Annotated in this window: 26 protein-coding genes; 11 read left to right on the forward strand and 15 right to left on the reverse strand. The window is 59.3% G+C overall.

Going from position 1 to position 25,536, the window contains the following annotated elements; translation table 11 throughout:
• Positions 1–129: 129 nt before the first annotated feature.
• Positions 130–1,143 carry a LacI family DNA-binding transcriptional regulator gene (locus tag ACQG03_RS16595; RefSeq protein WP_063163527.1) on the reverse strand — a complete coding sequence of 338 codons (1,014 nt, stop codon included), beginning with the start codon at positions 1,141–1,143 and terminating at the stop codon, positions 130–132.
• Between the two features lie 214 nt (positions 1,144–1,357).
• Here ACQG03_RS16595 and ascF point away from each other — a divergent pair, with 214 nt between their 5' ends.
• Together ascF and ACQG03_RS16605 are read left to right on the forward strand one after the other, a co-directional pair.
• Positions 1,358–2,809, forward strand: a complete 1,452-nt coding sequence (gene ascF, locus ACQG03_RS16600) for a PTS cellobiose/arbutin/salicin transporter subunit IIBC (protein ID WP_022649157.1) — start codon at positions 1,358–1,360, stop codon at positions 2,807–2,809.
• An 18-nt stretch (positions 2,810–2,827) separates the two neighbouring features.
• Positions 2,828–4,252: a 6-phospho-beta-glucosidase gene (locus ACQG03_RS16605; RefSeq protein ID WP_023298466.1), complete on the forward strand. Its 1,425-nt coding sequence runs from the start codon at positions 2,828–2,830 to the stop codon at positions 4,250–4,252.
• A gap of 59 nt (positions 4,253–4,311) precedes the next feature.
• On the opposite strand, the gene hycI is transcribed toward ACQG03_RS16605, so the two are convergent.
• The 9 genes from hycI to hycA all read right to left on the reverse strand — a co-directional run bounded on the left by hycI (position 4,312) and on the right by hycA (position 12,123).
• Entirely contained in the window at positions 4,312–4,797 is a 486-nt protein-coding gene (gene hycI / locus ACQG03_RS16610) for a hydrogenase maturation peptidase HycI (RefSeq protein ID WP_022649159.1), read from the reverse strand.
• The gene (locus ACQG03_RS16615) at positions 4,790–5,200 is read right to left on the reverse strand and encodes a formate hydrogenlyase maturation HycH family protein (protein ID WP_063163528.1); all 411 of its coding nucleotides are present in this window, start codon (positions 5,198–5,200) and stop codon (positions 4,790–4,792) included. Before ACQG03_RS16615 ends, hycI begins: the two co-directional genes overlap by 8 nt.
• Positions 5,197–5,964, reverse strand: coding sequence for an NADH-quinone oxidoreductase subunit B family protein (locus ACQG03_RS16620; protein ID WP_022649161.1), 768 nt, complete (start codon positions 5,962–5,964; stop codon positions 5,197–5,199). Before ACQG03_RS16620 ends, ACQG03_RS16615 begins: the two co-directional genes overlap by 4 nt.
• Positions 5,964–6,506: a formate hydrogenlyase complex iron-sulfur subunit gene (locus tag ACQG03_RS16625; RefSeq protein WP_022649162.1), complete on the reverse strand. Its 543-nt coding sequence runs from the start codon at positions 6,504–6,506 to the stop codon at positions 5,964–5,966. The genes ACQG03_RS16620 and ACQG03_RS16625 overlap by 1 nt, the downstream gene beginning before the upstream one ends.
• A 9-nt stretch (positions 6,507–6,515) precedes the next feature.
• Positions 6,516–8,225, reverse strand: a complete 1,710-nt coding sequence (hycE, locus tag ACQG03_RS16630; protein ID WP_063163529.1) for a formate hydrogenlyase subunit HycE — start codon at positions 8,223–8,225, stop codon at positions 6,516–6,518.
• Positions 8,226–8,240: 15 nt separating this feature from the next.
• Positions 8,241–9,164, reverse strand: a complete 924-nt coding sequence (locus ACQG03_RS16635; protein ID WP_063163530.1) for a respiratory chain complex I subunit 1 family protein — start codon at positions 9,162–9,164, stop codon at positions 8,241–8,243.
• Position 9,165: 1 nt separating this feature from the next.
• On the reverse strand, positions 9,166–10,980 hold the full coding sequence (hycC, locus tag ACQG03_RS16640) for a formate hydrogenlyase subunit 3 (protein ID WP_038416592.1): 1,815 nt from the start codon (positions 10,978–10,980) through the stop codon (positions 9,166–9,168).
• Positions 10,977–11,585 carry a 4Fe-4S dicluster domain-containing protein gene (locus ACQG03_RS16645; protein WP_063163531.1) on the reverse strand — a complete coding sequence of 203 codons (609 nt, stop codon included), beginning with the start codon at positions 11,583–11,585 and terminating at the stop codon, positions 10,977–10,979. Before ACQG03_RS16645 ends, hycC begins: the two co-directional genes overlap by 4 nt.
• A gap of 73 nt (positions 11,586–11,658) precedes the next feature.
• A complete protein-coding gene (gene hycA, locus ACQG03_RS16650) occupies positions 11,659–12,123 on the reverse strand; it encodes a formate hydrogenlyase regulator HycA (protein WP_022649167.1) in 465 nt (154 codons plus the stop codon).
• Positions 12,124–12,333: 210 nt separating this feature from the next.
• Between hycA and hypA the strand changes: the two genes are divergently transcribed.
• The 6 genes from hypA (at position 12,334) to flhA (ending at position 18,082) form a co-directional block, all read left to right on the forward strand.
• Positions 12,334–12,684: a hydrogenase maturation nickel metallochaperone HypA gene (gene hypA / locus ACQG03_RS16655; protein ID WP_022649168.1), complete on the forward strand. Its 351-nt coding sequence runs from the start codon at positions 12,334–12,336 to the stop codon at positions 12,682–12,684.
• Positions 12,685–12,687: 3 nt separating this feature from the next.
• Positions 12,688–13,551 (forward strand): hydrogenase nickel incorporation protein HypB, encoded by an 864-nt coding sequence (gene hypB, locus ACQG03_RS16660; RefSeq protein WP_023298470.1) that lies wholly within the window; start codon positions 12,688–12,690, stop codon positions 13,549–13,551.
• Positions 13,542–13,814, forward strand: a complete 273-nt coding sequence (locus tag ACQG03_RS16665; protein WP_045308750.1) for a HypC/HybG/HupF family hydrogenase formation chaperone — start codon at positions 13,542–13,544, stop codon at positions 13,812–13,814. The genes hypB and ACQG03_RS16665 overlap by 10 nt, the downstream gene beginning before the upstream one ends.
• Before the next feature lie 3 nt (positions 13,815–13,817).
• Positions 13,818–14,939, forward strand: a complete 1,122-nt coding sequence (hypD, locus tag ACQG03_RS16670) for a hydrogenase formation protein HypD (protein ID WP_038416594.1) — start codon at positions 13,818–13,820, stop codon at positions 14,937–14,939.
• Positions 14,936–15,946 (forward strand): hydrogenase expression/formation protein HypE, encoded by a 1,011-nt coding sequence (gene hypE, locus ACQG03_RS16675; RefSeq protein ID WP_063163532.1) that lies wholly within the window; start codon positions 14,936–14,938, stop codon positions 15,944–15,946. Before hypD ends, hypE begins: the two co-directional genes overlap by 4 nt.
• A 63-nt stretch (positions 15,947–16,009) precedes the next feature.
• Positions 16,010–18,082, forward strand: coding sequence for a formate hydrogenlyase transcriptional activator FlhA (flhA, locus tag ACQG03_RS16680; protein WP_023330179.1), 2,073 nt, complete (start codon positions 16,010–16,012; stop codon positions 18,080–18,082).
• Positions 18,083–18,222: 140 nt separating this feature from the next.
• Here the strand turns inward: flhA and ACQG03_RS16685 are convergent, their stop codons facing one another.
• Positions 18,223–18,567, reverse strand: a complete 345-nt coding sequence (locus ACQG03_RS16685; protein WP_022649174.1) for a nitrous oxide-stimulated promoter family protein — start codon at positions 18,565–18,567, stop codon at positions 18,223–18,225.
• A 165-nt stretch (positions 18,568–18,732) separates the two neighbouring features.
• On the opposite strand from ACQG03_RS16685, the gene ACQG03_RS16690 reads away from it, so the two are divergent.
• Positions 18,733–18,963 (forward strand): SymE family type I addiction module toxin, encoded by a 231-nt coding sequence (locus tag ACQG03_RS16690; protein WP_022649175.1) that lies wholly within the window; start codon positions 18,733–18,735, stop codon positions 18,961–18,963.
• 113 nt (positions 18,964–19,076) lie between these two features.
• The gene (mutS, locus tag ACQG03_RS16695) at positions 19,077–21,638 is read left to right on the forward strand and encodes a DNA mismatch repair protein MutS (protein ID WP_022649176.1); all 2,562 of its coding nucleotides are present in this window, start codon (positions 19,077–19,079) and stop codon (positions 21,636–21,638) included.
• A gap of 140 nt (positions 21,639–21,778) precedes the next feature.
• Here the strand turns inward: mutS and ACQG03_RS16700 are convergent, their stop codons facing one another.
• From ACQG03_RS16700 to ACQG03_RS16710, 3 genes are read right to left on the reverse strand one after another with little or no spacing between them, the layout of a single operon-like run.
• Complete coding sequence (locus tag ACQG03_RS16700) at positions 21,779–22,000, reverse strand: non-oxidative hydroxyarylic acid decarboxylases subunit D (protein WP_063158007.1); 222 nt, start codon at positions 21,998–22,000, stop codon at positions 21,779–21,781.
• Positions 22,001–22,010: 10 nt separating this feature from the next.
• Entirely contained in the window at positions 22,011–23,438 is a 1,428-nt protein-coding gene (locus ACQG03_RS16705; protein ID WP_023298476.1) for a non-oxidative hydroxyarylic acid decarboxylases subunit C, read from the reverse strand.
• On the reverse strand, positions 23,428–24,030 hold the full coding sequence (locus ACQG03_RS16710) for a non-oxidative hydroxyarylic acid decarboxylases subunit B (protein ID WP_003862111.1): 603 nt from the start codon (positions 24,028–24,030) through the stop codon (positions 23,428–23,430). The genes ACQG03_RS16705 and ACQG03_RS16710 overlap by 11 nt, the downstream gene beginning before the upstream one ends.
• A gap of 172 nt (positions 24,031–24,202) precedes the next feature.
• Here ACQG03_RS16710 and ACQG03_RS16715 point away from each other — a divergent pair, with 172 nt between their 5' ends.
• Positions 24,203–24,610: a MarR family winged helix-turn-helix transcriptional regulator gene (locus tag ACQG03_RS16715; RefSeq protein ID WP_058676744.1), complete on the forward strand. Its 408-nt coding sequence runs from the start codon at positions 24,203–24,205 to the stop codon at positions 24,608–24,610.
• Here ACQG03_RS16715 and ACQG03_RS16720 read toward each other — a convergent pair.
• A complete protein-coding gene (locus ACQG03_RS16720; RefSeq protein WP_046618652.1) occupies positions 24,607–25,494 on the reverse strand; it encodes a LysR family transcriptional regulator in 888 nt (295 codons plus the stop codon). The two genes, ACQG03_RS16715 and ACQG03_RS16720, sit on opposite strands and share 4 nt — an antisense overlap.
• Positions 25,495–25,536 lie beyond the last annotated feature (42 nt).

Consider the following 25,536-nt stretch of genomic DNA (forward strand, 5'->3'; position numbering starts at 1 on the left):
TTCTCCGGCATAACTGTTATGCGCGAAGCTATTCATAAACCGTGCCAATATTTAATACATTGATTTTAAAGAGAAATAAAAAAGAAGAGGATCTGTCATCGTCATTTGTGACGATGACAGATGTCGACGTCAGCGATGCGGGCCGTCAATGACGGAGCCGCGCAGGATAAGCTCGCCGGAAAAAGTTTGCTGAGGCTTAAACTCACCGCCGTCGAGCATGAAGATCAGGCGGCTGATGGTCTCCTGGATCATCTCCGTTACCGGAATACGCACGCTGGAGAGGGACGGCACGATATAGGGCGCGATTGCCACGTCGTCAAAGCCGATGACGGACACCGCGCCCGGCGTGGCGACGCCGCTCTCGTGCAACTGCCTGATGGCACCAATCGCCATATCGTCGTTACTCGCCACCAGCGCGGTAAACGTTTCGCCGCGGGTGAGCAGCTGAGAGACCGCCGCCGCGCCGCTGGCCGGGCTCCACTTCCCTTCGGCGATCAGCGGGTCACGCAGGGCAATGCCGTGCTGCGCCAGCGCGTCCTTGTAGCCGGAAAGACGCTCCACGCCGGTGGGGGAATCCAGCGAACCGGTGATAAACGCAATCTCCCGGTGGCCTTTCGCGATCAACTGCGATACTGCGTCCTGACACGACGCTTTATGATCGGACCAGATGCTGTGGCTGCTGTTTTTCCGCAAACGGCGGTTGAGCACCATAATCGGCTGCTCGCATTTCTCAATAATTTCGTCCAGCGCTTCCACGCTCAGAAAACGCGGGTAGATGATCACCGCGTCGCAGCGCATGTCGAGCAGGTACTGGATCGCCTCGCGCTCCTCTTCGGCGCTGTGCTTGCCGTCCGCCAGGATCAGCTGACGCCCCTTCTCTTCCGTCATCCGCGCGGCGTTAAACAGCAGCTCGCTAAAGTAGACCCCATGGTACAGGGTGTTTGTCACCACCAGCCCCAGGGTCTGGGTGCGTTTGGTCGCCAGGTTTCGCGCCAGCAGATTGGGGCGATACCCGCTCTCTTCGATGGCCTGAAACACGCGGTCTTTCGTCTCCTGGCTGACGTAACCGTTCCCCGACAGTACCCGGGAGACCGTCGCTTTCGACACGCCTGCCCGCTTCGCCACTTCCAGCATCGTGGTCATAGTGTTATTCCATTCAAATCTGATGAGCCGCAGTGTACTTCACCGCAGAAAAATTGTCGCAGCGGCGTTATCACGCTTTTTACGGCCACGAGTGATCGTCATCACGAAACGAAAAAATGCATAAAAAGTGGTCTTGTTTCATTAAAAGAAACTCATGATGATTATGTGAAACCGGTTTCCTACACTTCTCACAACGATAACAGGATCACATCCGATGGCAAAAAATTACGCTGCGCTGGCAAATGACGTGGTTAGCGCGCTGGGCGGTAAAGAGAACATCGTCGCCGTCACCCACTGCATGACGCGCCTGCGCTTCGTTCTGAAAGACGAAAGCCTTACCGACGCCGCGCGTCTGAAAAGCATCAGCGGCGTGCTCGGCGTGGTGCGCAACGACAATCAGTGCCAGGTGATCATCGGCAACACCGTGTCCCAGGCATACCGTGAAGTGGTGAGCCTGCTGCCCGCCAACCTGCAACCTGCCGTAGCGGAAGGTCCACAGAAGCTTACGCTGCGCCGGATTGGCGCCGGGATCCTCGACGCGCTGATCGGCACCATGTCTCCGCTGATCCCGGCGATCATCGGCGGGTCGATGGTCAAGCTGCTGGCGATGATCCTTGAGATGACCGGCGTGCTGGGCAAAGGTGACCCGACGCTGACGATCCTGACCGTTATTGGCGACGGCGCGTTCTTCTTCCTGCCGCTGATGGTGGCGGCTTCCGCAGCGGTGAAGTTCAAAACCAACATGTCCCTGGCGATAGCCATTGCGGGCGTACTGGTTCACCCGAGCTTTATCGAGCTGATGGCGAAAGCGGCGCAGGGCGAGCATGTAGAATTTGCCTTAATTCCGGTGACGGCGGTGAAATACACCTATACCGTTATCCCGGCCCTGGTGATGACCTGGTGCCTGTCGTATATCGAACGCTGGGTGGATCGCATCACCCCGGCGGTGACCAAAAACTTCCTCAAGCCGATGCTGATCGTGCTGATTGCCGCCCCGCTCGCCATCGTGCTGATTGGCCCGCTTGGGATCTGGATCGGTAGCGCCATCTCCGCGCTGGTCTACACCATTCACGGCTATCTGGGCTGGCTCTCCGTTGCCATTATGGGCGCGCTGTGGCCGCTGCTGGTAATGACCGGGATGCACCGCGTGTTTACGCCGACCATCATCCAGACCATTGCCGAAACGGGCAAAGAAGGGATGGTGATGCCGTCGGAAATCGGCGCCAACCTGTCACTCGGCGGTTCATCGCTGGCGGTGGCGTGGAAAACCAAAAACCCGGAGCTGCGCCAGACGGCGCTGGCGGCTGCGGCCTCCGCCATCATGGCGGGGATCTCTGAACCGGCGCTGTACGGCGTGGCGGTACGCCTGAAGCGTCCGCTGATTGCGAGCCTGATCAGCGGCTTTATCTGCGGCGCGGTGGCCGGCATGGCCGGTCTTGCCAGCCACTCCATGGCGGCGCCGGGGCTGTTCACCAGCGTGCAGTTCTTCGACCCGGCCAACCCGATGACCATCGTCTGGGTGTTTGGCGTGATGGGTCTGGCTGTGGTGCTGTCGTTCGTGCTGACCCTGCTGTTAGGGTTTGAAGATATCCCGGTAGAAGACGAAGCCGAAAAAGCACGCGCCCTGCAAACCGCACCGGTACAGAACAAAGCAGCAGAAGCATAAACTGAAAGCGAGGTAAGAATGTCTGTTTTTCCACAAGGATTTTTATGGGGCGGCGCGCTTGCCGCCAACCAGAGTGAAGGGGCTTACCGTGAAGGCGGCAAAGGACTGACAACGGTCGATATGATCCCCCACGGCGCAAACCGTCTGGCGGTAAAAGTCGGCAAGGAAAAACGGTTTTCGTTGCGTGACGACGAATTTTACCCGAGCCACGAGGCGATTGATTTTTACCATCGTTACAAAGAAGACATTGCCCTGATGGCGGAGATGGGCTTTACGGTGTTCCGCACCTCGATTGCCTGGAGCCGCCTCTACCCGAATGGCGACGAACCGTTGCCAAATCAGGAGGGCATTGCCTTCTACCGCGCGGTGTTCGAGGAGTGCAAAAAGTACAACATCGAGCCGCTGGTGACGCTCTGCCATTTCGACGTGCCGATGCACCTGGTGACGGAGTACGGCTCCTGGCGCAACCGTAAGATGGTGGATTTCTTCGCCCGCTACGCCCGCACCTGCTTCGAGGCGTTTAACGGGCTGGTGAAATACTGGCTGACCTTCAACGAAATCAACATTATGCTGCACAGCCCGTTCTCCGGCGCGGGGCTGGTGTTTGAGGAAGGGGAAAACGAAGACCAGGTGAAATACCAGGCCGCGCACCACGAGCTGGTGGCGAGCGCGCTGGCGACCAAAATCGCCCACGAGGTGAACCCGGAAAACCAGGTCGGCTGCATGCTGGCGGGCGGTAACTTCTACCCCTACTCCTGCAAGCCGGAAGACGTGTGGATGGCACTGGAGAAAGATCGCGAGAACCTGTTCTTTATCGACGTGCAGGCGCGCGGCAGCTATCCGGCCTACTCCGCCCGCGTGTTCCGCGAGAAAGGGGTGGTGATTGTGAAAGACCCCGGCGACGACGACCTGCTGAAAAACACCGTCGACTTTGTCTCGTTCAGTTATTACGCCTCGCGCTGCGCGTCGGCGGATATGAACGCGGGCAACACCAGCGCGGCGAACATCGTGAAGTCCCTGCGCAACCCGCATATTCAGGTGAGCGAGTGGGGCTGGGGCATCGACCCGCTCGGGCTGCGCATCACCATGAACATGATGTATGACCGCTACCAGAAGCCGCTGTTCCTGGTGGAAAACGGCCTCGGGGCGAAGGACGTCATTGATGAAAACGGCGAGATCAACGACGACTACCGCATCAGCTACCTGCGCGAGCATATCCGTGCGATGGGTGACGCGATTGAGGACGGCGTCCCGCTGATGGGCTACACCACCTGGGGCTGCATTGACCTGGTCTCGGCCTCAACCGGGGAGATGAGTAAGCGCTACGGGTTTGTCTACGTCGACCGCGACGACGCCGGGAACGGCACGCTGGACCGCAAGCGCAAGAAATCGTTCTGGTGGTATAAGAAGGTGATTGCGAGTAACGGGGCGGATCTGGCGTAGCCTGTTTTGCCGGGTGGCGGCGTTGCCTTACCCGGCCTACAAACTGCTCGATGCGGTTTTCACCCTCTCCCCTCTGGGGAGAGGGCCGGGGTGAGGGGCTGAAAACCCCCGTCCCCAACCCACCCGGCAAGCCGTGAATACACCACGTCCACCGCCTCTTTCACCGGCGGCGTCATCGGATAATAAAACCCGACGATGTCCGGCTGAATGCCCAGAAACAGCACCTCACCCACGTCGTCTTTAATCTGATCCACCAGGTAGTTCAGCGGCATGTTGTGGGTGGTCATCATAAACATCTCGGCGATGTCGTCCGGGTCAATCAGGCGGATCTCGCCGGGGTTGAGCCCCATATCGGTGGCATCGACGATTAACAACCTGTCCGGGCGCAGCTCGCGAATGGCCACCACGTCGTTTTCCGGCGCGCTGCCGCCGTCAATCACCACCCAGTTGCCCGGCGGGTTCGCGGCGCACATCTCCGCCAGCAGCGGGCCCGCGCCGTCGTCGCCCATCATGCTGTTGCCGACACACAGTAAAACGTCAGTCACGTAATCTCCTCACCATCAGGTAGATGGCGCTCTCCTGATGAATATCGTGCAGCATGCCGAGCAGCGTTTTGCTCCACGCCTGCTGCGCCGGGGTTTGTACGCTCAGCGCCGCGTCAAAGGCGTTGGCGAGCATCGCAATGTGGTTGGCGTCGATAACGATCTCACCGTACTTCGGCACGCCCTCCATTTTGCGCCGCGCCGTGCTGCCCTCCTCCAGCGTGGCGATCCACGCCAGGTACTCGGGCCACGGGCAGCTTAGCGCCGTTTCAAGGCAGTCGATCACCCCGAGGTGGTGCCCAATAGCCAGGCTGTAATAGACCACCTGCTGCGCCGCATCCGGCGTGGCATCGTTCTCATCAATAAACTTACGGCTCAGCTGGCTGAACACCACCGTTTCACTCATCGGATACGCGCCTCATCCACAATACTGTTCAGGTTTGCCACGATCTCATTGAGACGCGGATCGTTTTCCGCCTCCAGCCAGCGCGCCACCTGATGGTCGCCCTGGCTCAGCAGACGCAGATAATCGTCTGCAATCTGACGGCCATAGCGGTAACCCGCCAGCCTGCGCGCCGTGCGGTCGATCTTCACCCGCAGCGGCTGCACCATATCCGGGTGCAGGAGAGTGGCTGGCTGGTTGTCCAGCTCGCCCGGCTCGCGGGCGTGGATCTTCTGCTCCAGCAGGCCGAGCGCCATGGCAAAACCGTACAGCGTGGCGGCGGGCGTCGGCGGGCAGCCCGGAATGTAGACGTCCACCGGCACGATTTTGTCGGTGCCGCCCCAGACGCAGTAAAGATCGTGGAAGATGCCGCCGCTGTTGCCGCAGGCGCCGTAGGAGATGCAGATTTTCGGATCCGGCGCAGACTGCCAGGCGCGCAGCGCAGGCGAGCGCATCGCGCGGGTGACCGCGCCGGTGAACAGCAGGATATCCGCGTGGCGCGGGGACGGCACCACTTTGATGCCGAAGCGTTCGGCGTCAAACAGCGGTGACAGGGTGGCGAAGATTTCGATCTCACAGCCGTTGCAGCCGCCGCAGTCCACGCGATAGACGTAGGCCGAGCGTTTGATTTTTTTCAGCAACGACGCCTTCATGCTGGCGATGGACTCCTCCACCGTCAGCGGCACCGGAATGCCGTTAGCGTCGCGCGGGCCGAGTAAGTTTTCCATCAGCTGGCCTCTCTCATATGACGGGTTAAATCGATGCGGTCAGACGGCAGCAGGCATTTCTGACGTTTGCACTCCGGGCAGGTTTCGAAGCTTTCACGGTGATGCTCCGCACGCACGTCGCCGTTGTGCTTCAGCAGCGCGATGGCGTAGTCGATCTCTTTTTGCACGGCGAACGGACGCTTGCAGACGCGGCAGTTGCACAGCGCAAAGCGCGACTGCTGGAGGAAATCCTCTTTTTTCCACACCGCCAGCTCGTACTCCTGAGACAGGCGAATGGCTACCGTCGGGCAGACCTCCTCGCAGCGGCCGCAGAAGATGCAGCGCCCGAGGTTAAACTGCCAGGCCAGCTCGCCGGTTTTCAGGTCCGTTTCCACCGTTAAGGCATTCGACGGGCAGGCGTTGACGCAGGCCGCGCAGCCGATGCACTGCTGCGGGTTGTGCTCCGGCTTGCCGCGAAAGTTTTTATCCACCGGCATCGGCTCCAGCGGATAACTGCTGGTCTGCGCGCCGGTTTTGATCACTTTTTTGATAAAGGTAAACATGACGAGTCCTTATTTCAGCGGCGAGTTCTTACGCTCGATGCTGTAGCGCTCAAGCTCTTTGTAGGGCACCATCTGGCTTTTCTTCTTGCGCACGTCCACGACGGTCATGCGGTCGGTGCAGGAGTAGCACGGGTCGAGGCTGCCGATGATCAGCGGCGCGTCAGAGACGGTGTTACCGCGCAGCATGTAGCGCAGGGTTGGCCAGTTGGCGTAGGTCGCCGCACGGCAGCGCCAGCGGTAGAGCTTCTGGTTGTCGCCGGTCATGCTCCAGTGAATGTCATCCCCGCGCGGCGCTTCGGCGAATCCGAGGGCAAAGCGGTTTGGAATGTAGGTGAAGCCTTCCACCATCAGCGGGCCGCCCGGCAGGTTATCGAGGCCGTAGTCGATCATGTTCAGCGCAGTAAACACCTCGTTGATGCGCACCTTCAGGCGGGAGATGACGTCGCAGCCCTGCTCGCTGTGCACGGTCATCGGCAGCAGGCCGTAGCCGACGAACGGGTGATCGGCGCGGGTGTCGCGGGCGTGGCCGCTGGCGCGCACCATTGGACCGACGTTGCTGAAGTCGCGGGCGATTTCCGGGTCAAGACGACCAATCCCGACGGTGCGCTGCTCGATGTTTGGCGTGCTGAGCAGCATGTCCACCAGCTCCTGCACGTCGCGGCGCATCTGCTGCGCCAGCTGGCGGGTCTGGATCATGTCGTCTTTCAGCAGGTCGCGGCGGATCCCGCCGATCAGGTTCAGGCCGTAGGTTTTACGCGCCCCGGTGAGGATCTCCGCCATCTTCATTGATGCCTCACGCACGCGGAAGAACTGCATAAACCCGGAGTCAAAGCCGACGAAGTGGCAGGCCAGGCCGAGGTTCAGCAGGTGTGAGTGCAGGCGTTCCACCTCCAGCAGAATGGCGCGGATCATCTGCGCGCGTTCCGGCACCACGATCCCCATGCCGTTCTCCACCGAGGTGGTGTAGGCGGTGCTGTGGGCAAAGCCGCAGATGCCGCACACGCGGTCAGAAAGAAACGTGACTTCGTTGTAGCCCATGCGGGTCTCCGCCAGCTTCTCCATGCCGCGGTGGACGTAGAACAGGCGGTAGTCGGCGTCGATAATGTTTTCGCCGTCGACGAACAGGCGGAAGTGGCCCGGTTCGTCAGAGGTGACGTGCAGCGGGCCGATCGGCACCACATTATTCTTCTTGCTGCCCAGCTCGTTGATGAACTCGTAGGTTTCGCTGTCGGTTGTCGGGGCCGGACGCTGGCGGTAGTCCATGCTGTCCTTGCGCAGCGGATAGAGTTCATCCGGCCAGTCGTCCGGCAGCACCAGGCGACGCTCGTCAGGCAGACCAACCGGCACCAGGCCGTACATGTCGCGCACTTCGCGCTCGCCCCAGACGGCGGCGGGTACGCGCGGCGTGACGGACGGGTACTCCGGCTTGTTCGGGTCAACTTCGACGCGCACGGTGAGCCAGCACTTCTCGCCCTGCTCCATCGACATCACGTAGTACACCGCATAGTTGCCGCACAGCTGACGCTCGTCGTTGCCGAACAGCACCGACAGCCAGCCGCCCTGCTGGTAGTAGAGAAACTCCACCACTTCCGGCAGATAGTTCACCTTAATGGTGACGGTTACCTGGTCTTTGGTTTGCCAGGACTCCTCCAGCACCACGCCCGGGAAAGCCTGATGCAACGCGGCGAGATACTGCTGACCTTTCTTTTCTTCAGACATAAACACTCTCTTTAATCACGCCACCAGCAAGGAGACGAACGCTAAAAATGCAAAACCAAAACCAGCCCAGGTAATGCGTGACGTTTCGACAAAACGCAGGCGCGCCATGCTGTTTTCAAACAGGGCAATCACCAGCACGCCGATAAGCAGCTTGAGCGCAGCCACCACAACGGCCAGCAGCAGGCCGCCCGCAGAGAAGTGCGTCATCTGCCCCCACGGGAAGAAAACGCCGACGAACATCTGCAACACCACCAGCTGCTTGAGGCTGATGCCCCACTTCAGCACCGCAAAGCCGTAGCCGCTGTACTCGGTGAGTGGCCCCTCCTGCAATTCCTGCTCCGCTTCCGCGAGATCGAACGGCAGCTTGCCCATCTCGATAAAGGTGGCGAACGCGCAGGCGCAGAGCGCCAGCACCAGCGGGAGCGAACGTGAAACCGGCCAGTGGTAAACGGTGTCGGTGATGAAACTGATGTGGGTCGAGCCAGCAACCTGCGCGGCGACCCACAGCCCCAGCAGCAGAATTGGCTCAACCAGCACGCCGAGCATCGCCTCACGACTGGCGCCGATACCCGTAAACGGGCTGCCGGTGTCCAGGCCCGCAATCGCAAAGAAGAAACGCGCGATGGCGAAGAGGTAGATCAGCGTAATCAGATCGCCAAGCACGGGCAGCGGCGAGCCCACCGTCACTACCGGCAGCGCGGTGGCGATGGTCAGCATCACGCCGACCATCACGAACGGCGTCAGGCGGAACACCCAACCTGAGGCATCCGGCGCGACGCTCTGACGGGAGAGCAGCTTGAAGAGATCGCGGTACTCCTGGAGCACGCCAGGCCCGCGACGGTTGTGTAGCCGGGCGCGCGCCACGCGCGTGATGCCCGACAGCAGCGGCGCGGCGGCAAACAGCGCCAGCGCCTGAAGAATTGCCAGTAACAAACTCATGTCAGGCTCCTCGTGAAATGACAATCACCACCAGCACCGCCAGCTCGATCAGCGCCAGGCGGCGGAACAGCACGGGCACGGCGGCACTCTGCCAGCCCGGCACCCAGCCCACCGGGTTCAGCCAGTGGCGCAGCTTCAGCACGGCGGCGAAGTTCTCCTTCACCGGCATGGCGAAACCGTGGGCGGTGATGACCATCGACTGCTCGTGTTCGTAGCCGCAGGCCCACGCCGCGCCGCGCGAGCGGGAGGCGAGACGGTCGCGTCTGAAGAACAGCATCAGCACGAACGGCAGGAGCGGCGCGGCAATCAGCAGCAGCGCCATCATCGGCTGGGACACGACGGTATGCGCCGTAGCCAGCGGCAGCGGAATGGCGTGGCCCAGAAGCGGCAGCAGCCACGGCGCGGCAACCCCACCTGCGATACAGCACAGCGCCAGCGCGACCACGCTGGTGGCCATCAGCACCGGGGCGCAACAGGCGTTTTCCGCTTCGCGGGTGCGCGGCGCGCCCAGGAAGGTGACGCCGTAAACCTTCGCCATACACATCACCGCCAGCGCCCCGGTAATCGCCAGCCCAACCGCCAGCAGCGGGCCGAGCAGCCGCGCGATAAACGCGTCGCTCTGGCCGAGCGCGAAGAAGGACTGATAGATCACCCACTCCCCGGCAAAGCCGTTCAGCGGCGGCAGCGCGGCCATCGCCATCAGCCCGACCAGCATCGCCAGCGAAATGACGGGCATTTTTTTGCCAATCCCGCCGAGCTTTTCAATATCGCGGTGCCCGGTGCGAAACCAGACGCTGCCCGCGCCGAGGAACAAGGTGCTTTTAAACAGGCTGTGGTTGATAAGGTGATACAGACCGCCAATAAACCCGGCGGCAATCAGCGCCGGCTGGTTGAGCGCCAGCCCGCTGACACCCGCGCCCATGCCGAGCAGGATGATGCCGATATTCTCCAGGGTGTGGTACGCCAGCAGGCGCTGGATGTTATGCTCCATCAGGGCGTACAGCCCGCCGACAAATGCGGTGATCATTCCCGCAATCAGCAGCGCCACGCCCCACCACAGCGGCGGCTGGCCGCCCGTCAGGGTTATCGTCAGGATGCCGAACAGACCGACCTTCATCACCACGGTGGAGAACAGCGCGGCAGCCGGGGCCGAGGCATTGGCATGCGCCTGCGGCACCCAGCCGTGCAGCGGGATAATCCCGGCCAGCAGGCCAAAACCGACTACGCCCAACAGCCAGACGTCATTCCCCAGCGGCTGGCCGTTAAGCACGGCAAAGTCCAGCGTGCCGAAACGCTGCCACACCAGCCAGCAGGCCAGCGCCAGCAGCAGCGTGCCGAGTCGTCCGAGCGCAAACCACAGCTTGCCGGAGGCGCTGCATCCGGTCAGGAACACGCCGCACAGGGCCATGATTTCAGCCATCACCACCAGCGCGCCGAGGTTGCTGGCGACAACAGTGCAGACCGCGGCGGCCATCAACAGGTTAACCAGCAGGCCGTTGGCGTTGGTGTGCTGATGGCGGTGCCAGTCGATATTAAACAGGCTGATAAACAACCCACACAGACCAAAGGTGACCAGCCAGATGGCATTTAGCGGCGTAAGCTCAACGGCGTGGTGAATCAGCGGGATGAGGGTGTCGACGGATTGGCCGTCGATCAGGACAACGCCGCCCGCCGCCAGCGTCATCAGGCTGCCGACCGCCCCGCCGATACCGGCGATCCAGCCGCTCAGCGTTTTATGGAAGGAGAGGAGCAGCGCCAGGACAGCGGCGGCGGCAAACCAGGCCACGCCGCTGGTCATCATAACTATCGCGTTCATTTCGCCCCCTCGTTAAGCGCCCGCAGCAGCGAAAGATCGCCGACGTCAGTATTGATGGTCAGCTCGCGCTTGCGTTTGCTGGTGCGGGCGATGTCGCGAATATTAACCAGAATTAACGCTTTGGTCGGACAGGTGCGCACGCAGGCCGGACCTTGTTCATCGAAGCTGCACAGGTCGCACTTCACAGCAACGGCACGAATGCCCGGCACCCAGTCGAGCAGCGTGCTCACGCGTGCCGGAGCCGGTGGCGCAGGCGGCGCTTTCGGGGTGTTGGCATTCGCCGGAATATGCAGCGGACGGCTGCCGGAAAACTCAATGGCGCCAAACGGACAGGCGATGCCGCACAGCTTGCAGCTCACGCACAAGCTTTCGTTCAGCAGTACCGCGCCGTCAACGCGGGTGATGGCATTGACGGGACAGACGCCCGCGCATGGCGCGTCTTCACAGTGGTGACAGAGCTGCGGGGCAGACTCTTTCTCATTACGCATGACGCGCAGGCGCGGCATGGACTGTAGCCCGTGCAGGCGGTGCGTTTCCGAGCACGCCGCCTCACAGGTTCGACAGCCAATACAGACCGTCGAGTCAGCAATTACAAAACGGTTCACCGGGTCATCCTCTGGTGATGGTCATTTTTGACGAAAAAAAACTGTCTTATCGACACTTCTCGACACTCGCTTTTCAGGCTACGTTCGCGGAGGATTTTCCGTCGATCAGCTGTTTCAGGTTGATCGGCTGATCGTGCTCAACGGCAGCGTAGAGGCCGTTATAAACCGGCGCGATTTTCTCCAGATAGTGCTCCAGCACCTGCTGGCGATCGCGGGTGCTGACGTGACCGTCCACCATGCCGTCGGCCATCAGTTGGGCTTTCGCAATACACTGTTTTTCACCCTCTTTTGTCTCAACGTAATACTCAATGGTGTGGCTGTTGAAGCTCTCCGCCAGGGTGACAAAAATCGTGAAGTGTCCAAACAACACAAAGCGCATATCCCCCTGCGCCGCGCAGCTCATGGCATGGTGCAGACGGGCTTTTGAGAGGGTGATCCCCTGAATCAGAGAGTTGCAGTAGAGGTGCCACTGATCCTGAAGCTGCTGATGACGTTGCGCGATGTAATCCGCTTTTTCGCTAATTTCCCAAATAGTCATAAAAGGTATCCGGTTAATGGAGTTAGCGGCTGTTAAGCAGATTTCGTGCCAGTTTTTAATTTATTGATTTATATGGATTTTAAAGAGATGCGCACTGTCACCGCTGCGGTGTCGACGTGTCATTTCGACAGCGTTGACATCGTCACGCCGTAACGCAAATCAAGCTGGCACTGTTATTGCATTAAAGGGGCAATTCATTAAGGAGGCGTCATGCACGAAATCACCCTCTGCCAGCGGGCACTGGAACTTATCGAACAGCAGGCTGTGCAGAACCATGCGAAGCGCGTGACCGGCGTCTGGCTGAAGGTCGGGGCGTTTTCCTGCGTCGAGACCAGCGCCCTCACCTTCTGTTTTGAGCTGGTGTGCCGCGGCACGCTGGCGGAGGGTTGCGCACTGCATATCGAGGAGCAGCAGGCGGAGTGCTGGTGCGAGCAGTGTCAGCAGTACGTCACGCTGCTGTCATCGAAGGTACAGCGCTGTCCGCAGTGCCAGAGCAGCGGGCTGCGCATCGTGGCGGATGACGGTATGCAGATCCAACGCCTCGAAATCGAGAAGGAGTAATGTATGTGTAGTACCTGCGGTTGCGCTGAAGGCAACCTGTATATAGAAGGGGATGAACACCGTCCCCACTCCGCGTTTCGCTCCGCACCCTTTTCTCCTGCACCGCGTCCCGCGGCGGCACTGACCGGCATCACCTTTGCGCCGCAGCGTTCAGACGCGGGCGACCTGCATTACGGCCACGGCGAAGCAGGCACCCACGCGCCGGGCATCAGCCAGCGCGAGATGCTGGAGGTGGAGATCAATGTGCTGGACAAAAATAACCAGCTCGCCGCCCGCAATCGCGCCCGCTTTGCCGCCCGTCAACAGCTGGTACTGAACCTGGTCTCCAGCCCCGGCTCCGGTAAAACCACCCTGCTGACCGAAACCCTCAAACGACTGAATAAACGAGTCTCCTGCGCCGTTATCGAAGGCGATCAGCAAACGGTAAACGACGCGGCGCGCATCCGCGAAACCGGTACGCCCGCGATTCAGGTCAACACCGGCAAGGGCTGCCACCTGGATGCGCAGATGATTGCCGACGCCGCCCCGCGCCTGCCGCTGGCGAACAACGGCATCCTGTTTATTGAAAACGTCGGCAACCTGGTCTGCCCGGCAAGCTTCGACCTCGGCGAGCGGCATAAAGTGGCGGTGCTCTCCGTGACCGAAGGGGAAGACAAGCCGCTGAAGTATCCACATATGTTTGCCGCCGCCTCCCTCATGCTGCTGAACAAAGTCGACCTGCTGCCGTACCTGAATTTCGACGTGGATAAGTGCCTGGCTTACGCCCGGGAAGTGAACCCGGACATTGAGATCCTGCTGGTTTCCGCCACGCGCGGCGACGGGATGGACGCCTGGCTGAACTGGCTGGAGAGCGAACGATGTGCATAGGCGTCCCCGGACAAATTCATTCGATCGACGGCAATCAGGCCAAAGTGGAGATCTGCGGCATCCTGCGCGATGTCGATCTGACGCTGGTGGGCAGCCACGATGAGACCGGCGCAACGCGTCTCGGCCAGTGGGTGCTGGTCCACGTGGGGTTTGCCATGAGCGTGATTAATGAGGAAGAAGCCCGTGACACGCTGGACGCGCTACAGAATATGTTCGACGTTGAGCCGGACGTGGGTGCCCTGCTGTATGGTGAGGAACGATAACACATGCGTTACGTTGATGAATATCGCGCGCCTGAGCAGGTGTTGCAGCTTATCGATCGCCTGAAAACCCGCGCGTCCCTGCTGGACTACACGAAAGAAAAACCGCTGCGGATCATGGAGGTGTGCGGCGGACACACCCACGCCATCTTCAAATTTGGCCTCGACCAGCTGCTGCCGGAGAACATCGAATTTATCCACGGCCCCGGCTGCCCGGTGTGCGTGCTGCCGATGGGGCGCATCGACAGCTGTCTCGACATCGCCAGCCGCCCCGGTGTGATTTTTTGCACCTTTGGCGACGCCATGCGCGTACCGGGAAAAAATGGCTCGCTGCTCCAGGCGAAGGCGCGCGGCGCGGACGTGCGGATCGTCTACTCACCGATGGATGCCCTGACGCTGGCGATGGCTAATCCTGAGCGTAAGGTGGTCTTTTTCGGGCTGGGTTTTGAAACCACCATGCCCGCCACCGCTATCACTCTCCAGCAGGCGAAAGCCCGCAACGTCACTAACTTTTACTTTTTCTGCCAGCACATCACGCTTATTCCCACGCTGCGTAGCCTGCTTGAAGCGCCGGACAACGGCATCGACGCCTTCCTGGCACCAGGACACGTCAGCATGGTGATCGGCACAGAAGCCTACAGTTTTATCGCTGAACAGTACAATCGTCCGTTAGTGGTGGCTGGTTTCGAGCCACTTGATCTACTGCAAGGCGTGACCATGCTGGTTGAGCAGAAAATAGCGGCCCTGAGTGTGGTGGAAAATCAGTATCGCCGCGTGGTGCCCGATGCAGGTAACAGACGGGCACAGCAGGCGATAGCCGACGTGTTTAGCGTCGAAGGCGACAGCGAGTGGCGCGGACTGGGGCTGATTGCCGAATCCGGCGTACACCTGACGCCCGCGTATCGCGCCTTCGACGCCGAAGCGCATTTCCGCCCGCAGCCGCAGAAGGTGTGCGACGATCCCCGCGCCCGCTGTGGCGACGTACTCACCGGCAAATGCAAACCTCATCACTGCCCGTTATTTGGCAACGCCTGTAACCCGCAAACCGCGTTTGGCGCGCTGATGGTCTCTTCCGAAGGGGCATGCGCCGCGTGGTATCACTATCGCAACCAGGAGTGTGAAGCATGAACACGGTGGAAATGGCGCACGGAAGCGGTGGACAGGCGATGCAGCAGTTGATTAACAGGCTGTTCATGGAAGCCTTTAACAACCCCTGGCTCGCCGAGCAGGAAGATCAGGCGCGTATTGACCTCGCGGCCCTGACCGCCCACGGCGACAGGCTGGCGTTCTCTACCGACAGCTACGTGATTGACCCGCTGTTCTTCCCGGGCGGCGATATCGGCAAGCTCGCCGTCTGCGGCACGGCAAACGACGTGGCCGTCAGCGGCGCGATCCCCCGCTACCTCTCCTGCGGGTTTATCCTCGAAGAAGGGTTACCCATGGAGACGCTCACGGCGGTGGTCAACAGCATGGCGCACACCGCCCGCGAGGCGGGGATCGCCATCGTGACCGGGGATACCAAGGTGGTGCAGCGCGGCGCGGCGGATAAGCTCTTCATTAACACCGCCGGAATGGGGGCGATCCCCGCCGACATTCACTGGGGCGCGCAACAGCTTTGCGCAGGCGACGTGCTGATTGTCAGCGGCACGCTGGGCTGCCACGGGGCAACCATCCTCAACCTGCGCGAAGGCTTAGGGCTGGATGGCGAGCTGCACAGTGACTGCGCGGTACTCACGCCGCTGATCCAGACGCTGCGCGACATGCCGGGTGTAAAAGCCCTGCGCGACGCCACGCGAGGCGGCGTGAATGCCGTCGTACACGAATTTGCCGCAAGCAGCGGCTGCGGAATTGAACTGACCGAGCGCGGCCTGCCCGTTAAGCCTGCTGTACGCGGGCTGTGCGAGCTATTAGGGCTAGACCCGCTTAACTTTGCCAACGAAGGTAAGCTGGTGATCGGCGTGGAACGCACGGCGGCGGAAGCCGTACTTGCACAACTGCGCGCACATCCCTTAGGGAAAGACGCGGCCATCATCGGCGACGTGGTTGAGCGCAAAGGGGTGCGCCTGACCGGGCTTTACGGCGTGAAGCGCACGCTGGATCTGCCGCACGCTGAACCGTTACCCCGAATTTGCTAGACCGCGCCAAAAGCGGTCAGCGCTGAATGTCTCTTTTTTGCCAGTTTCTATTGGAAAGCAATAATGCCGTATACACCGATGAGCGATCTTGGACAGCAGGGCCTGTTTGACATCACGCGCACACTTTTACAACAGCCCGACCTCGGCGCGCTGAGCGATGCCCTGACGCGGCTGGTCAGGCAATCAGCGCTGGCGGACAGCGCCGCCATTGTGCTCTGGCATAGCGCAACCCACCGCGCGAGCTATTTCTCAACGCGTGATAACGGCAAAATCTTCGAATATGAAGATGAAACGTTTCTGGCCCACGGTCCGGTGCGACGTATTCTCTCCCGCCCGGAAGCGCTGCACTGCAATTTTGACCAGTTTCGCCAGGCCTGGCCGAAGCTGGCAGAGAGCAACCTTTACCACCCGTTCGGCCACTACAGCATGCTGCCGCTGGCGGTGGAAGGGCAAATTTTTGGCGGCTGCGAGTTTATCCGTAATAACGACCAGCCCTGGACCGAGGCGGAGTACGAGCGGTTGCATACCTTCACGCAGATTGTGGCCGTCGTGGCAGAGCAGATCCAAAGCCGCGTCACCAATAACGTGGATTACGACCTGTTGAGCCGCGAGCGCGATAATTTCCGCATTCTGGTCGCCATCACCAATGCCGTGCTGTCGCGTCTCGATATGGACGAACTGGTGAGCGAAGTCGCCAAAGAGATCCATCACTATTTCAGGATCGATGCTATCAGCATTGCGCTGCGCGGCAACCGTAAGGGCAAGCTGAACATCTACTCCACCCACTACCTCGACGAAGCTAACCCGGCGCACGAGCAAAGCGAAGTGGACGAAGCGGGAACCCTGTCTGAACGGGTATTTAAAAGCAAAGAGATCCTGCTGTTAAACCTCAGCGAGCAGGATCCGGTAGCGCCCTACGAGCGGATGCTGTTTAACACCTGGGGCAACAAGATCCAGACCCTGTGCCTGCTGCCGCTGATGTCCGGCAACACCATGCTCGGCGTGCTTAAACTGGCGCAGTGCGATGAAGCCGTATTTACCACCGCCAACCTGAAGCTGCTGCGCCAGATCGCCGAACGTATCTCCATTGCGCTGGATAACGCCCTCGCCTATCAGGAGATCCACCGTCTGAAAGAACGGCTGGTGGACGAAAACCTGGCGCTGACCGAGCAGCTCAACAATGTGGACAGCGAGTTTGGCGAAATCATCGGACGCAGCGATGCCATGTACAACATCCTCAAGCAGGTGGAGATGGTGGCGCAGAGCGACAGCACGGTGCTGATCCTCGGTGAAACCGGCACAGGGAAAGAGCTGATTGCCCGGGCGATCCACAACCTGAGCAACCGCAACAGCCGCCGGATGGTGAAGATGAACTGCGCGGCGATGCCTGCGGGCTTACTGGAAAGCGACCTGTTCGGCCACGAGCGCGGCGCGTTTACCGGCGCCAGCAGCCAGCGGCTGGGCCGTTTTGAACTGGCGGATAAAAGCTCATTGTTCCTCGACGAAGTGGGCGATATGCCGCTGGAGCTTCAGCCTAAGCTGCTGCGCGTTTTGCAGGAGCAGGAGTTCGAGCGTCTCGGCAGCAACAAGCTGATCCAGACCGACGTGCGTCTGATTGCCGCCACCAACCGCGATCTGAAAAAAATGGTCGCCGACCGCGAGTTTCGCAGCGATCTTTACTATCGTCTGAACGTCTTCCCGATCTGCCTGCCGCCGCTGCGCGAACGCCCGGAAGATATTCCGCTGCTGGTGAAAGCCTTTACCGCGAAGATTGCCCGCCGGATGGGGCGAAATATCGACAGTATTCCTGCCGAAACGCTACGCACCCTTTCGGCGATGGAGTGGCCGGGGAACGTGCGCGAGCTGGAAAACGTCATTGAGCGCGCGGTCCTGCTGACGCGCGGGAACGTGCTCCAGCTCTCCCTGCCAGAGGTTACTCTCTCTGAAACGACCGTGGCCGCAAGCGAGCTTGCGAAAGAGGGAGAAGATGAATATCAGCTCATTATGCGAGTGCTGAAGGAGACCAACGGCGTGGTAGCCGGACCGAAAGGTGCGGCGCAACGGCTGGGGCTGAAGCGTACCACCCTGCTCTCGCGTATGAAGCGTCTGGGAATCGATAAAGAGAGCCTGAAATAACCCGTCATTCCGGCGGCGAGCGTCAGCGGGTACATATCGCTCCCGCGCTGGCGCAGGGATATTTGGTGCTCTTTTTCTGCCTGCCTGCGCCGCGCCGTCGCCCTGAGCGTGATTTGTCGTCCACTGCGGCGCTGAGCCGGTTATTTTTTGGGCCGATACTTTTCCGGTAATTCCGGAACCGGACGACGATCGTCGATCAGATGTCGGATGGTCAGAATCGGATGACGCCATAACATACGTGGCCCTGCCCAGCGCATCACCTGCTTCATCTCTTCCCGTCGGGCGGGCTGATAACAGTGCACCGGGCACTGTTTGCAGGCAGGTTTTTCCTCACCAAATACGCATTTATCCAGCCGCTTATCGGCATAAGCCTTAAGCGCCGAATAGTGCCCCTCTTCCTTTATGGCGTGTGGACACCTGTTTTCGTACAGGGCGATCATTCTGGCGATCGTCTTTTTTTCTCGTGAAATACGTTTACCGGACATAACGTCGTCCTCAACAATAAAGTGCATTTATAATACCTTTTTATCCGCACATTTTCAGTTATTGCATTCCGTTTTCTGAAGCGTCCTTCCAGAATTACCCCTCCCCTCGCTGCGTTTTACTGGTATTTTATACAGGTGTAAATAACCGCATTCACCGGAGAGCCTATGCAACAGATCGCGATCGCCAAACCCTATCGGCACTTAAAAGTGGGTTACTTCAGAAAACGTCATGAAGACCGTAAAACGAAAATTCCAAAACGCTACAGCGTACACGCAGCGCTGAGCCTGAAAGGCGACTGGCTTGAACAAGCGGGATTTACCACCAACTCGCAGGTTCGGGTGGGCGTCGAGCACGGAAAAATCATCATTGAATTAATAGCGGAAGATGCCTCGTAAAGTCGTGACTTTTTTCTGCGCCGCACCTTTTTTTCATGCGACAATAGAAGGAACAATCGGCCATTGAGCCGCTCAAAGCGTAATATTTTCAAAGAAATGGATATCATAACTCCATGAGCACAATCGACAATTTCGACGCGCATACGCCAATGATGCAGCAGTACCTGAAGCTGAAGGCACAGCATCCGGAAATTCTGCTGTTTTACCGTATGGGCGATTTTTACGAGCTTTTTTATGACGATGCGAAACGTGCGTCTCAGCTGCTCGACATTTCTCTGACGAAACGTGGCGCGTCGGCAGGCGAGCCCATCCCGATGGCGGGTATCCCGCATCACGCGGTTGAAAACTATCTGGCGAAGCTGGTGAACCAGGGCGAGTCTGTCGCTATCTGCGAACAAATTGGCGACCCGGCCACGTCGAAAGGCCCCGTTGAGCGCAAGGTCGTACGCATCGTGACGCCGGGAACCATCAGCGATGAAGCCCTGCTTCAGGAGCGCCAGGATAACCTGCTGGCGGCGATCTGGCAGGACGGTAAAGGGTTTGGCTACGCCACGCTGGATATCAGCTCCGGTCGTTTTCGCCTGAGTGAACCGGCTGACCGTGAAACCATGGCGGCTGAACTACAGCGCACCAATCCGGCAGAACTGCTTTATGCAGAGGATTTCGCCGAGATGGCGCTGATTGAAGGTCGCCGCGGCCTGCGTCGTCGTCCACTGTGGGAGTTCGAAATTGATACCGCGCGCCAGCAGCTGAACCTGCAATTTGGCACGCGCGATTTGATTGGCTTTGGTGTGGAAAATGCCCCGCGCGGGCTATGTGCCGCAGGCTGCCTGTTGCAGTACGTGAAGGATACGCAGCGTACCGCCCTGCCCCATATCCGTTCAATTACCATGGAGCGTCAGCAGGACAGCATCATCATGGATGCCGCCACGCGCCGCAACCTGGAGATCACGCAGAACCTCGCTGGCGGCATGGAAAATACGCTGGCGTCGGTTCTTGACAGCACGGTTACCCCCATGGGCAGCCGTATGCTCAAACGCTGGCTGCATATGCCGATCCGCAACACCGAAACGCTGATTGGCCGTCAGCAAACCATTGCCGCATTGCAGGATCGTTACACCGAATTGCAGCCGGTGCTGCGTCAGGTGGGTGACCTTGAGCGTATCCTGGCGCGCCTGGCATTGCGTACCGCGCGTCCACGCGATCTCGCCCGTATGCGTCACGCTTTCCAGCAGTTGCCGGAACTGCGCGCTCAGCTGGGAGAGATCGACAGCGCGCCAGTGCAAAAGCTGCGCGAAACCATGGGCGAATTTACCGAGCTTCGCGAACTGCTGGAACGCGCCATCATTGATGCGCCGCCTGTTCTGGTGCGGGATGGCGGGGTTATTGCTCCGGGTTATAACGAAGAGCTGGACGAATGGCGTGCGCTGGCCGATGGCGCGACGGATTATCTGGATAAGCTGGAAATCCGCGAGCGTGAACGTCTGGGGCTCGACACCCTGAAAGTCGGCTACAACGCCGTACACGGTTACTATATCCAGATCAGTCGTGGGCAGAGCCACCTGGCACCGATTCACTACGTTCGCCGCCAGACGCTGAAAAATGCCGAGCGCTACATTATTCCCGAGCTGAAAGAGTACGAAGACAAAGTGCTCACGTCGAAAGGTAAAGCGCTGGCGCTGGAGAAACAGCTGTATGACGAGCTGTTCGACATCCTGATGCCGCATCTGGCTGACCTTCAAATGAGCGCCGCTGCGCTGGCCGAGCTGGATGTGCTGGTAAACCTGGCCGAGCGCGCCGAAACGCTGAACTACACCTGTCCAACCTTTACTGACAAACCCGGTATTCGCATTACCGAAGGTCGCCATCCGGTGGTTGAGCAGGTGCTGAACGAGCCGTTTATTGCCAACCCGTTGAATCTGTCACCGCAGCGAAGAATGCTGATCATTACCGGCCCCAATATGGGCGGTAAAAGTACCTATATGCGCCAGACAGCCCTTATCGCGCTGCTCGCCTACATCGGCAGCTACGTTCCGGCGCAGAAGGTTGAGATTGGCCCTGTCGACCGTATCTTCACCCGTGTGGGTGCGGCGGACGATCTGGCGAGCGGTCGCTCTACCTTTATGGTCGAGATGACCGAAACCGCCAACATTCTGCATAACGCGACAGAGAACAGTCTGGTGTTGATGGACGAAGTAGGACGCGGTACCTCCACCTATGACGGCCTGTCCCTGGCCTGGGCGTGCGCGGAAAGTCTGGCGAATAAAATCAAGGCGCTGACGCTGTTCGCGACGCACTATTTCGAACTGACACAGCTGCCAGAGAAAATGGAAGGCGTGGCTAACGTTCACCTTGATGCGCTTGAGCACGGCGACACCATCGCCTTTATGCACACGGTGCAGGACGGCGCGGCAAGCAAGAGCTATGGCCTGGCCGTCGCCGCGCTGGCGGGCGTGCCGAAAGAGGTGATTAAGCGCGCGCGTCAGAAATTGCGTGAGCTGGAAAGTTTGTCACCGAATGCGGCAGCTACGCAGATAGATGGTACGCAGATGTCACTGCTGGCGGTCCCGGAAGAGACCTCTCCGGCTGTGGAAGCGCTGGAAAATCTCGATCCGGATTCGCTGACGCCGCGTCAGGCGCTGGAGTGGATTTATCGGTTGAAGAGTCTGGTTTAGTTCTCTGCGGTCTTTTTTGCCGGGTGGCGGCTTCGCCTTACCCGGCCTACAAAACCCGTAGGCTCGGTAAGCGTAGCGCCACCGGGCAAAAGACCGCACAATATTATCGCCCGGTAAGCGCAGCACCTCCGGGCTTTTTATTACAGCAGCGGCGGGATCGTCGGCACCTGCGGTGCCTCATCAATATCCTTCTGCGTCATGCGGAACGCTTCCGGGTAATGCTCGCGGCTGGTACGGCGCAGCGGTTCGGTATCGCGCCAGGTATACAGACAGTGCTGACACTGGTATACCGTCCAGACACCTTTCATCGGTGATGTTGCCATCACTTCAATATGTTCATCGGCACAACGTGGACAAATCATTTTTTCCTCCTTATTGACGTGCCGCCAGCATCGCGGTCAGTTTTTCGGCCCAGGCTTTGGTTTCAGGGAGATCCTGTACCGGCTGGCTGTAGTGACCACGGTTGTCCGGAGCGACAGGGGTGGTGGCATCAATGATCAGCTTGTCAGTGATCCCCGCCGGGCTGGAGCCGGGGTCAAGCTCCAGCACAGACATATTCGGTAGCTGCACCAGATCGCCAGCCGGATTGACCTTCGATGACAGCGCCCACATCACCTGCGGCAGGTTAAACGGATCGACGTCCTCATCCACCATAATCACCATTTTCACGTAACCCAGACCGTGTGGCGTGGTCATGGCGCGGAGCCCGACTGCACGGGCAAAACCGCCGTATCGTTTTTTGGTGGAGATAATCGCCAGCAGGCCGTGGGTGTACATGGCGTTTACCGCCTGCACTTCCGGGAATTCCGCCTTCAGCTGCTGATAGAGCGGCACGCAGGTAGCGGGCCCCATCAGATAATCAATCTCGGTCCACGGCATCCCCAGGTAGAGAGATTCGAAAATGGGTTTTGTGCGGTAAGAGACTTTATCAATGCGCACGACCGTCATGTTGCGCCCGCCGGAGTAGTGTCCGGTAAACTCACCGAATGGCCCTTCAATTTCACGTTTTCGGCCTTCAATCACCCCTTCGAGGATCACTTCCGACCCCCACGGCACATCGAAACCGGTCAGCGGAGCCGTCGCAATCGGATACGGACTTTCGCGTAGCGCACCGGCCATCTCATACTCGGATTGATCGTATTTCAGCGGCGTGGCGCCCATCAGGGTGATGATCGGATCGTTACCCAGCGTAATGGCAATAGGCAGGTCTTCGCCGCGCTCTTCTGCCTTATGCAGATGCAGCGCGATATCATGCATCGGCACCGGTTGCAGGCCGAGCTTACGCTTGCCCTTCACTTCCATACGGTAAATCCCGACGTTCTGCTTGCCGAAGTGATCGGGGTCGAGCGGATCGCGGGAGACAACGCACGCTTTATCGAGATAAAAGCCCCCGTCACCGTCGTTCAGGCGGAACAGCGGCAGAATGTCGAACAGGTTGATGTCTTCCCCGTCCACCGTGTTCTGCGCCCAGGCCGGATTTGCACGACGCTCTGGCGAGACGGGGAATTTGTCCCAGCGACGAATAAACTCGTCGATCTGTTTTTTCACCGGGGTATTTGCTGGCAGCCCCATCGAAATAGCGTGGTTTTGCCACGAGCCGATAGTGTTCATCACCACACGGGCATCGGTGAAGCCGCGAATATTATCGAACCACAGCGCAGGCGCACCATCGCCAATGCGTCCGGTAGCGTTGGCGGCGGCGGCTAAATCCGGCTCAGCGTTTACCTCTTCCTCAATTTTCAGCAGCTGCCCTTGCTCATCGAGCGCCTGCAAGAAGCTTCTCAAATCATCAAATGCCATCTTTATTCTCCTGTGAAAAATGTTTCGCTGCCTGCAAACCTTCCCAGCGTCGGGCTTTTTTATGCTCCAGACCAAACTGGTCGAGAACGCGGGTCACGATATGCTGGGTTATGTCATCGGCGGTTTGTGGGTGGTTGTAGTACGCAGGCATAGGCGGCACCATCGCCACGCCCATGCGGGAAAGGGCAAGCATGTTCTCAAGATGGATGGTGCTGAGCGGCGTCTCACGCGGAACCAGCACCAGCTTGCGTCCCTCTTTCAGCACCACGTCTGCCGCACGCCCTACCAGCCCTTCGGCGTAGCCCGCGCGGATACCCGCCAGCGTTTTCATGCTGCACGGAATGACGATCATGCCGTCGGTGCGAAACGAGCCGGAGGAGATGGTGGCAGCCTGATCGGCCGGGCTATGGACGACATCCGCCAGTGCAGCAACGTCATGCGCAGTGAAGGGCGTTTCCAGCTCAATCGTGGTTTTTGCCCACTTCGACATCACCAGATGCGTTTCCACCTCCGGCATTTCCCGCAGCGCTTGCAACAACGCCACGCCTAATGGTGCACCCGTCGCGCCCGTCATTCCCACAATCAATCTCATTCAGCACCTCAATTAGTTTGTTCGTATACGAACATATTAACTAAACTACGCCTCGATCCTGCTGCTGACAAGATCGTTCGCATACGATCACACTATTCGCTAAAAACTCTCGCGTTAAAATTCAGCCCGAGAGCGGCTATCATAGAGGGAGTATTTTTCCGTCGGAGTGTCCATGGAGTTAAGACAAGAAGCTTTTCACCTGCTACGTCAGCTTTTTCAACAGCATACCGCCCAGTGGCAACACGCATTGCCCGAACTGACCAAACCACAATATGCGGTGATGCGGTCAATTGCTGAAAATCCTGGCATTGAGCAGGTTGCCCTGACTGAAGTCGCGGTGAGCACCAAAGCGACGCTGGCAGAAATGCTGAGCCGCATGGAAGCACGCGGCCTTGTCAGGCGCGAGCACGATCCGGCGGACAAACGCCGTCGGTTTGTCTTTCTGACGGCCGAAGGTGAGGCCCTGCTTGAGAGCAGTAAACCGATTGGAAATGAGGTGGATGAGGCGTTTTTAGGGCGCCTTAACGGCGCGGAACGAGAGCAATTTTCAGCGCTCATTAAAAAGATGATGCAGAGTTAAGTAACCCTGACGCGCATAAAATCAATAAATGTTCGCACTTTCGCGGGCACATGCCGGGCATCGGGATAAACAGCATAGATGCCCTGCTGAGCAAACGTGTACTCCGGTAACAGCGAGACCAGCGTCCCTGTATCCAGTGCGTTACGCACCAGCCACTCCGGCAACAGCGCCACGCCACATCCCGCGAGGGCAAAAGCCATCAACGCCTGGGCACTGTCTGCATACAGGCGCGGCGCTTTTCTGATCTCAAAGGAAACAGGATGCCGATCAACGCCTCTCACCTGCCAGCGCAGCGGCGACGTTAAACGCTCGTGAATGATCCAGTCCGCTTCCGCCAGCTGCTCCAGCGAGTCAACCGGATGGTTTGCCAGCCAGCATGGCGTCGCCACGGGCAGGATGGTGAAGGAGGTCATCAACGCGGCGTGGTAGCGCGAATCTGCAAGCGTGCCGAGCCGGATAGCGACATCGAAGCGCTCGGCGATAAGATCGGCATGCAAAGAGGACGAGACATGCCGCACGCGGAGATCAGGGTGCAGCTGGCTAAACTCAGCCAGCAAAGGCACCACCACCTGCGAGCCATACTCGGGCGTGGTGGTGATCCGCAGTTCTCCCGTCAGCCCGGCGTGGTTGGCGCGAACATCATCCTGCAATCGCTCTGCATCCCGTAACAGCATCACGCTTCGTTGATGAAAGAGCTTCCCCGCCTCGGTCAGCGTCAGGCGTCGGGTGGTTCGCAGCAACAGGGTGACGCCCAGCTCCTCTTCAAGCTGACGAATATGAAAGCTGACCACCGCTTTTGTCAGCCCCATCGCCTCCGCCGCGGCGGTGAAACTGCCGGTGTCCGCTACGGCGATAAACATCGCCGTACGCTGTAAATTAAGCATCGCTTGCCTGGTTAACTGTCAAAATAATGTTGACAGTATATC

It is taken from the genome of Enterobacter cloacae complex sp. 342H5 (assembly GCF_050030905.1).
Classification (GTDB): domain Bacteria; phylum Pseudomonadota; class Gammaproteobacteria; order Enterobacterales; family Enterobacteriaceae; genus Enterobacter; species Enterobacter intestinihominis.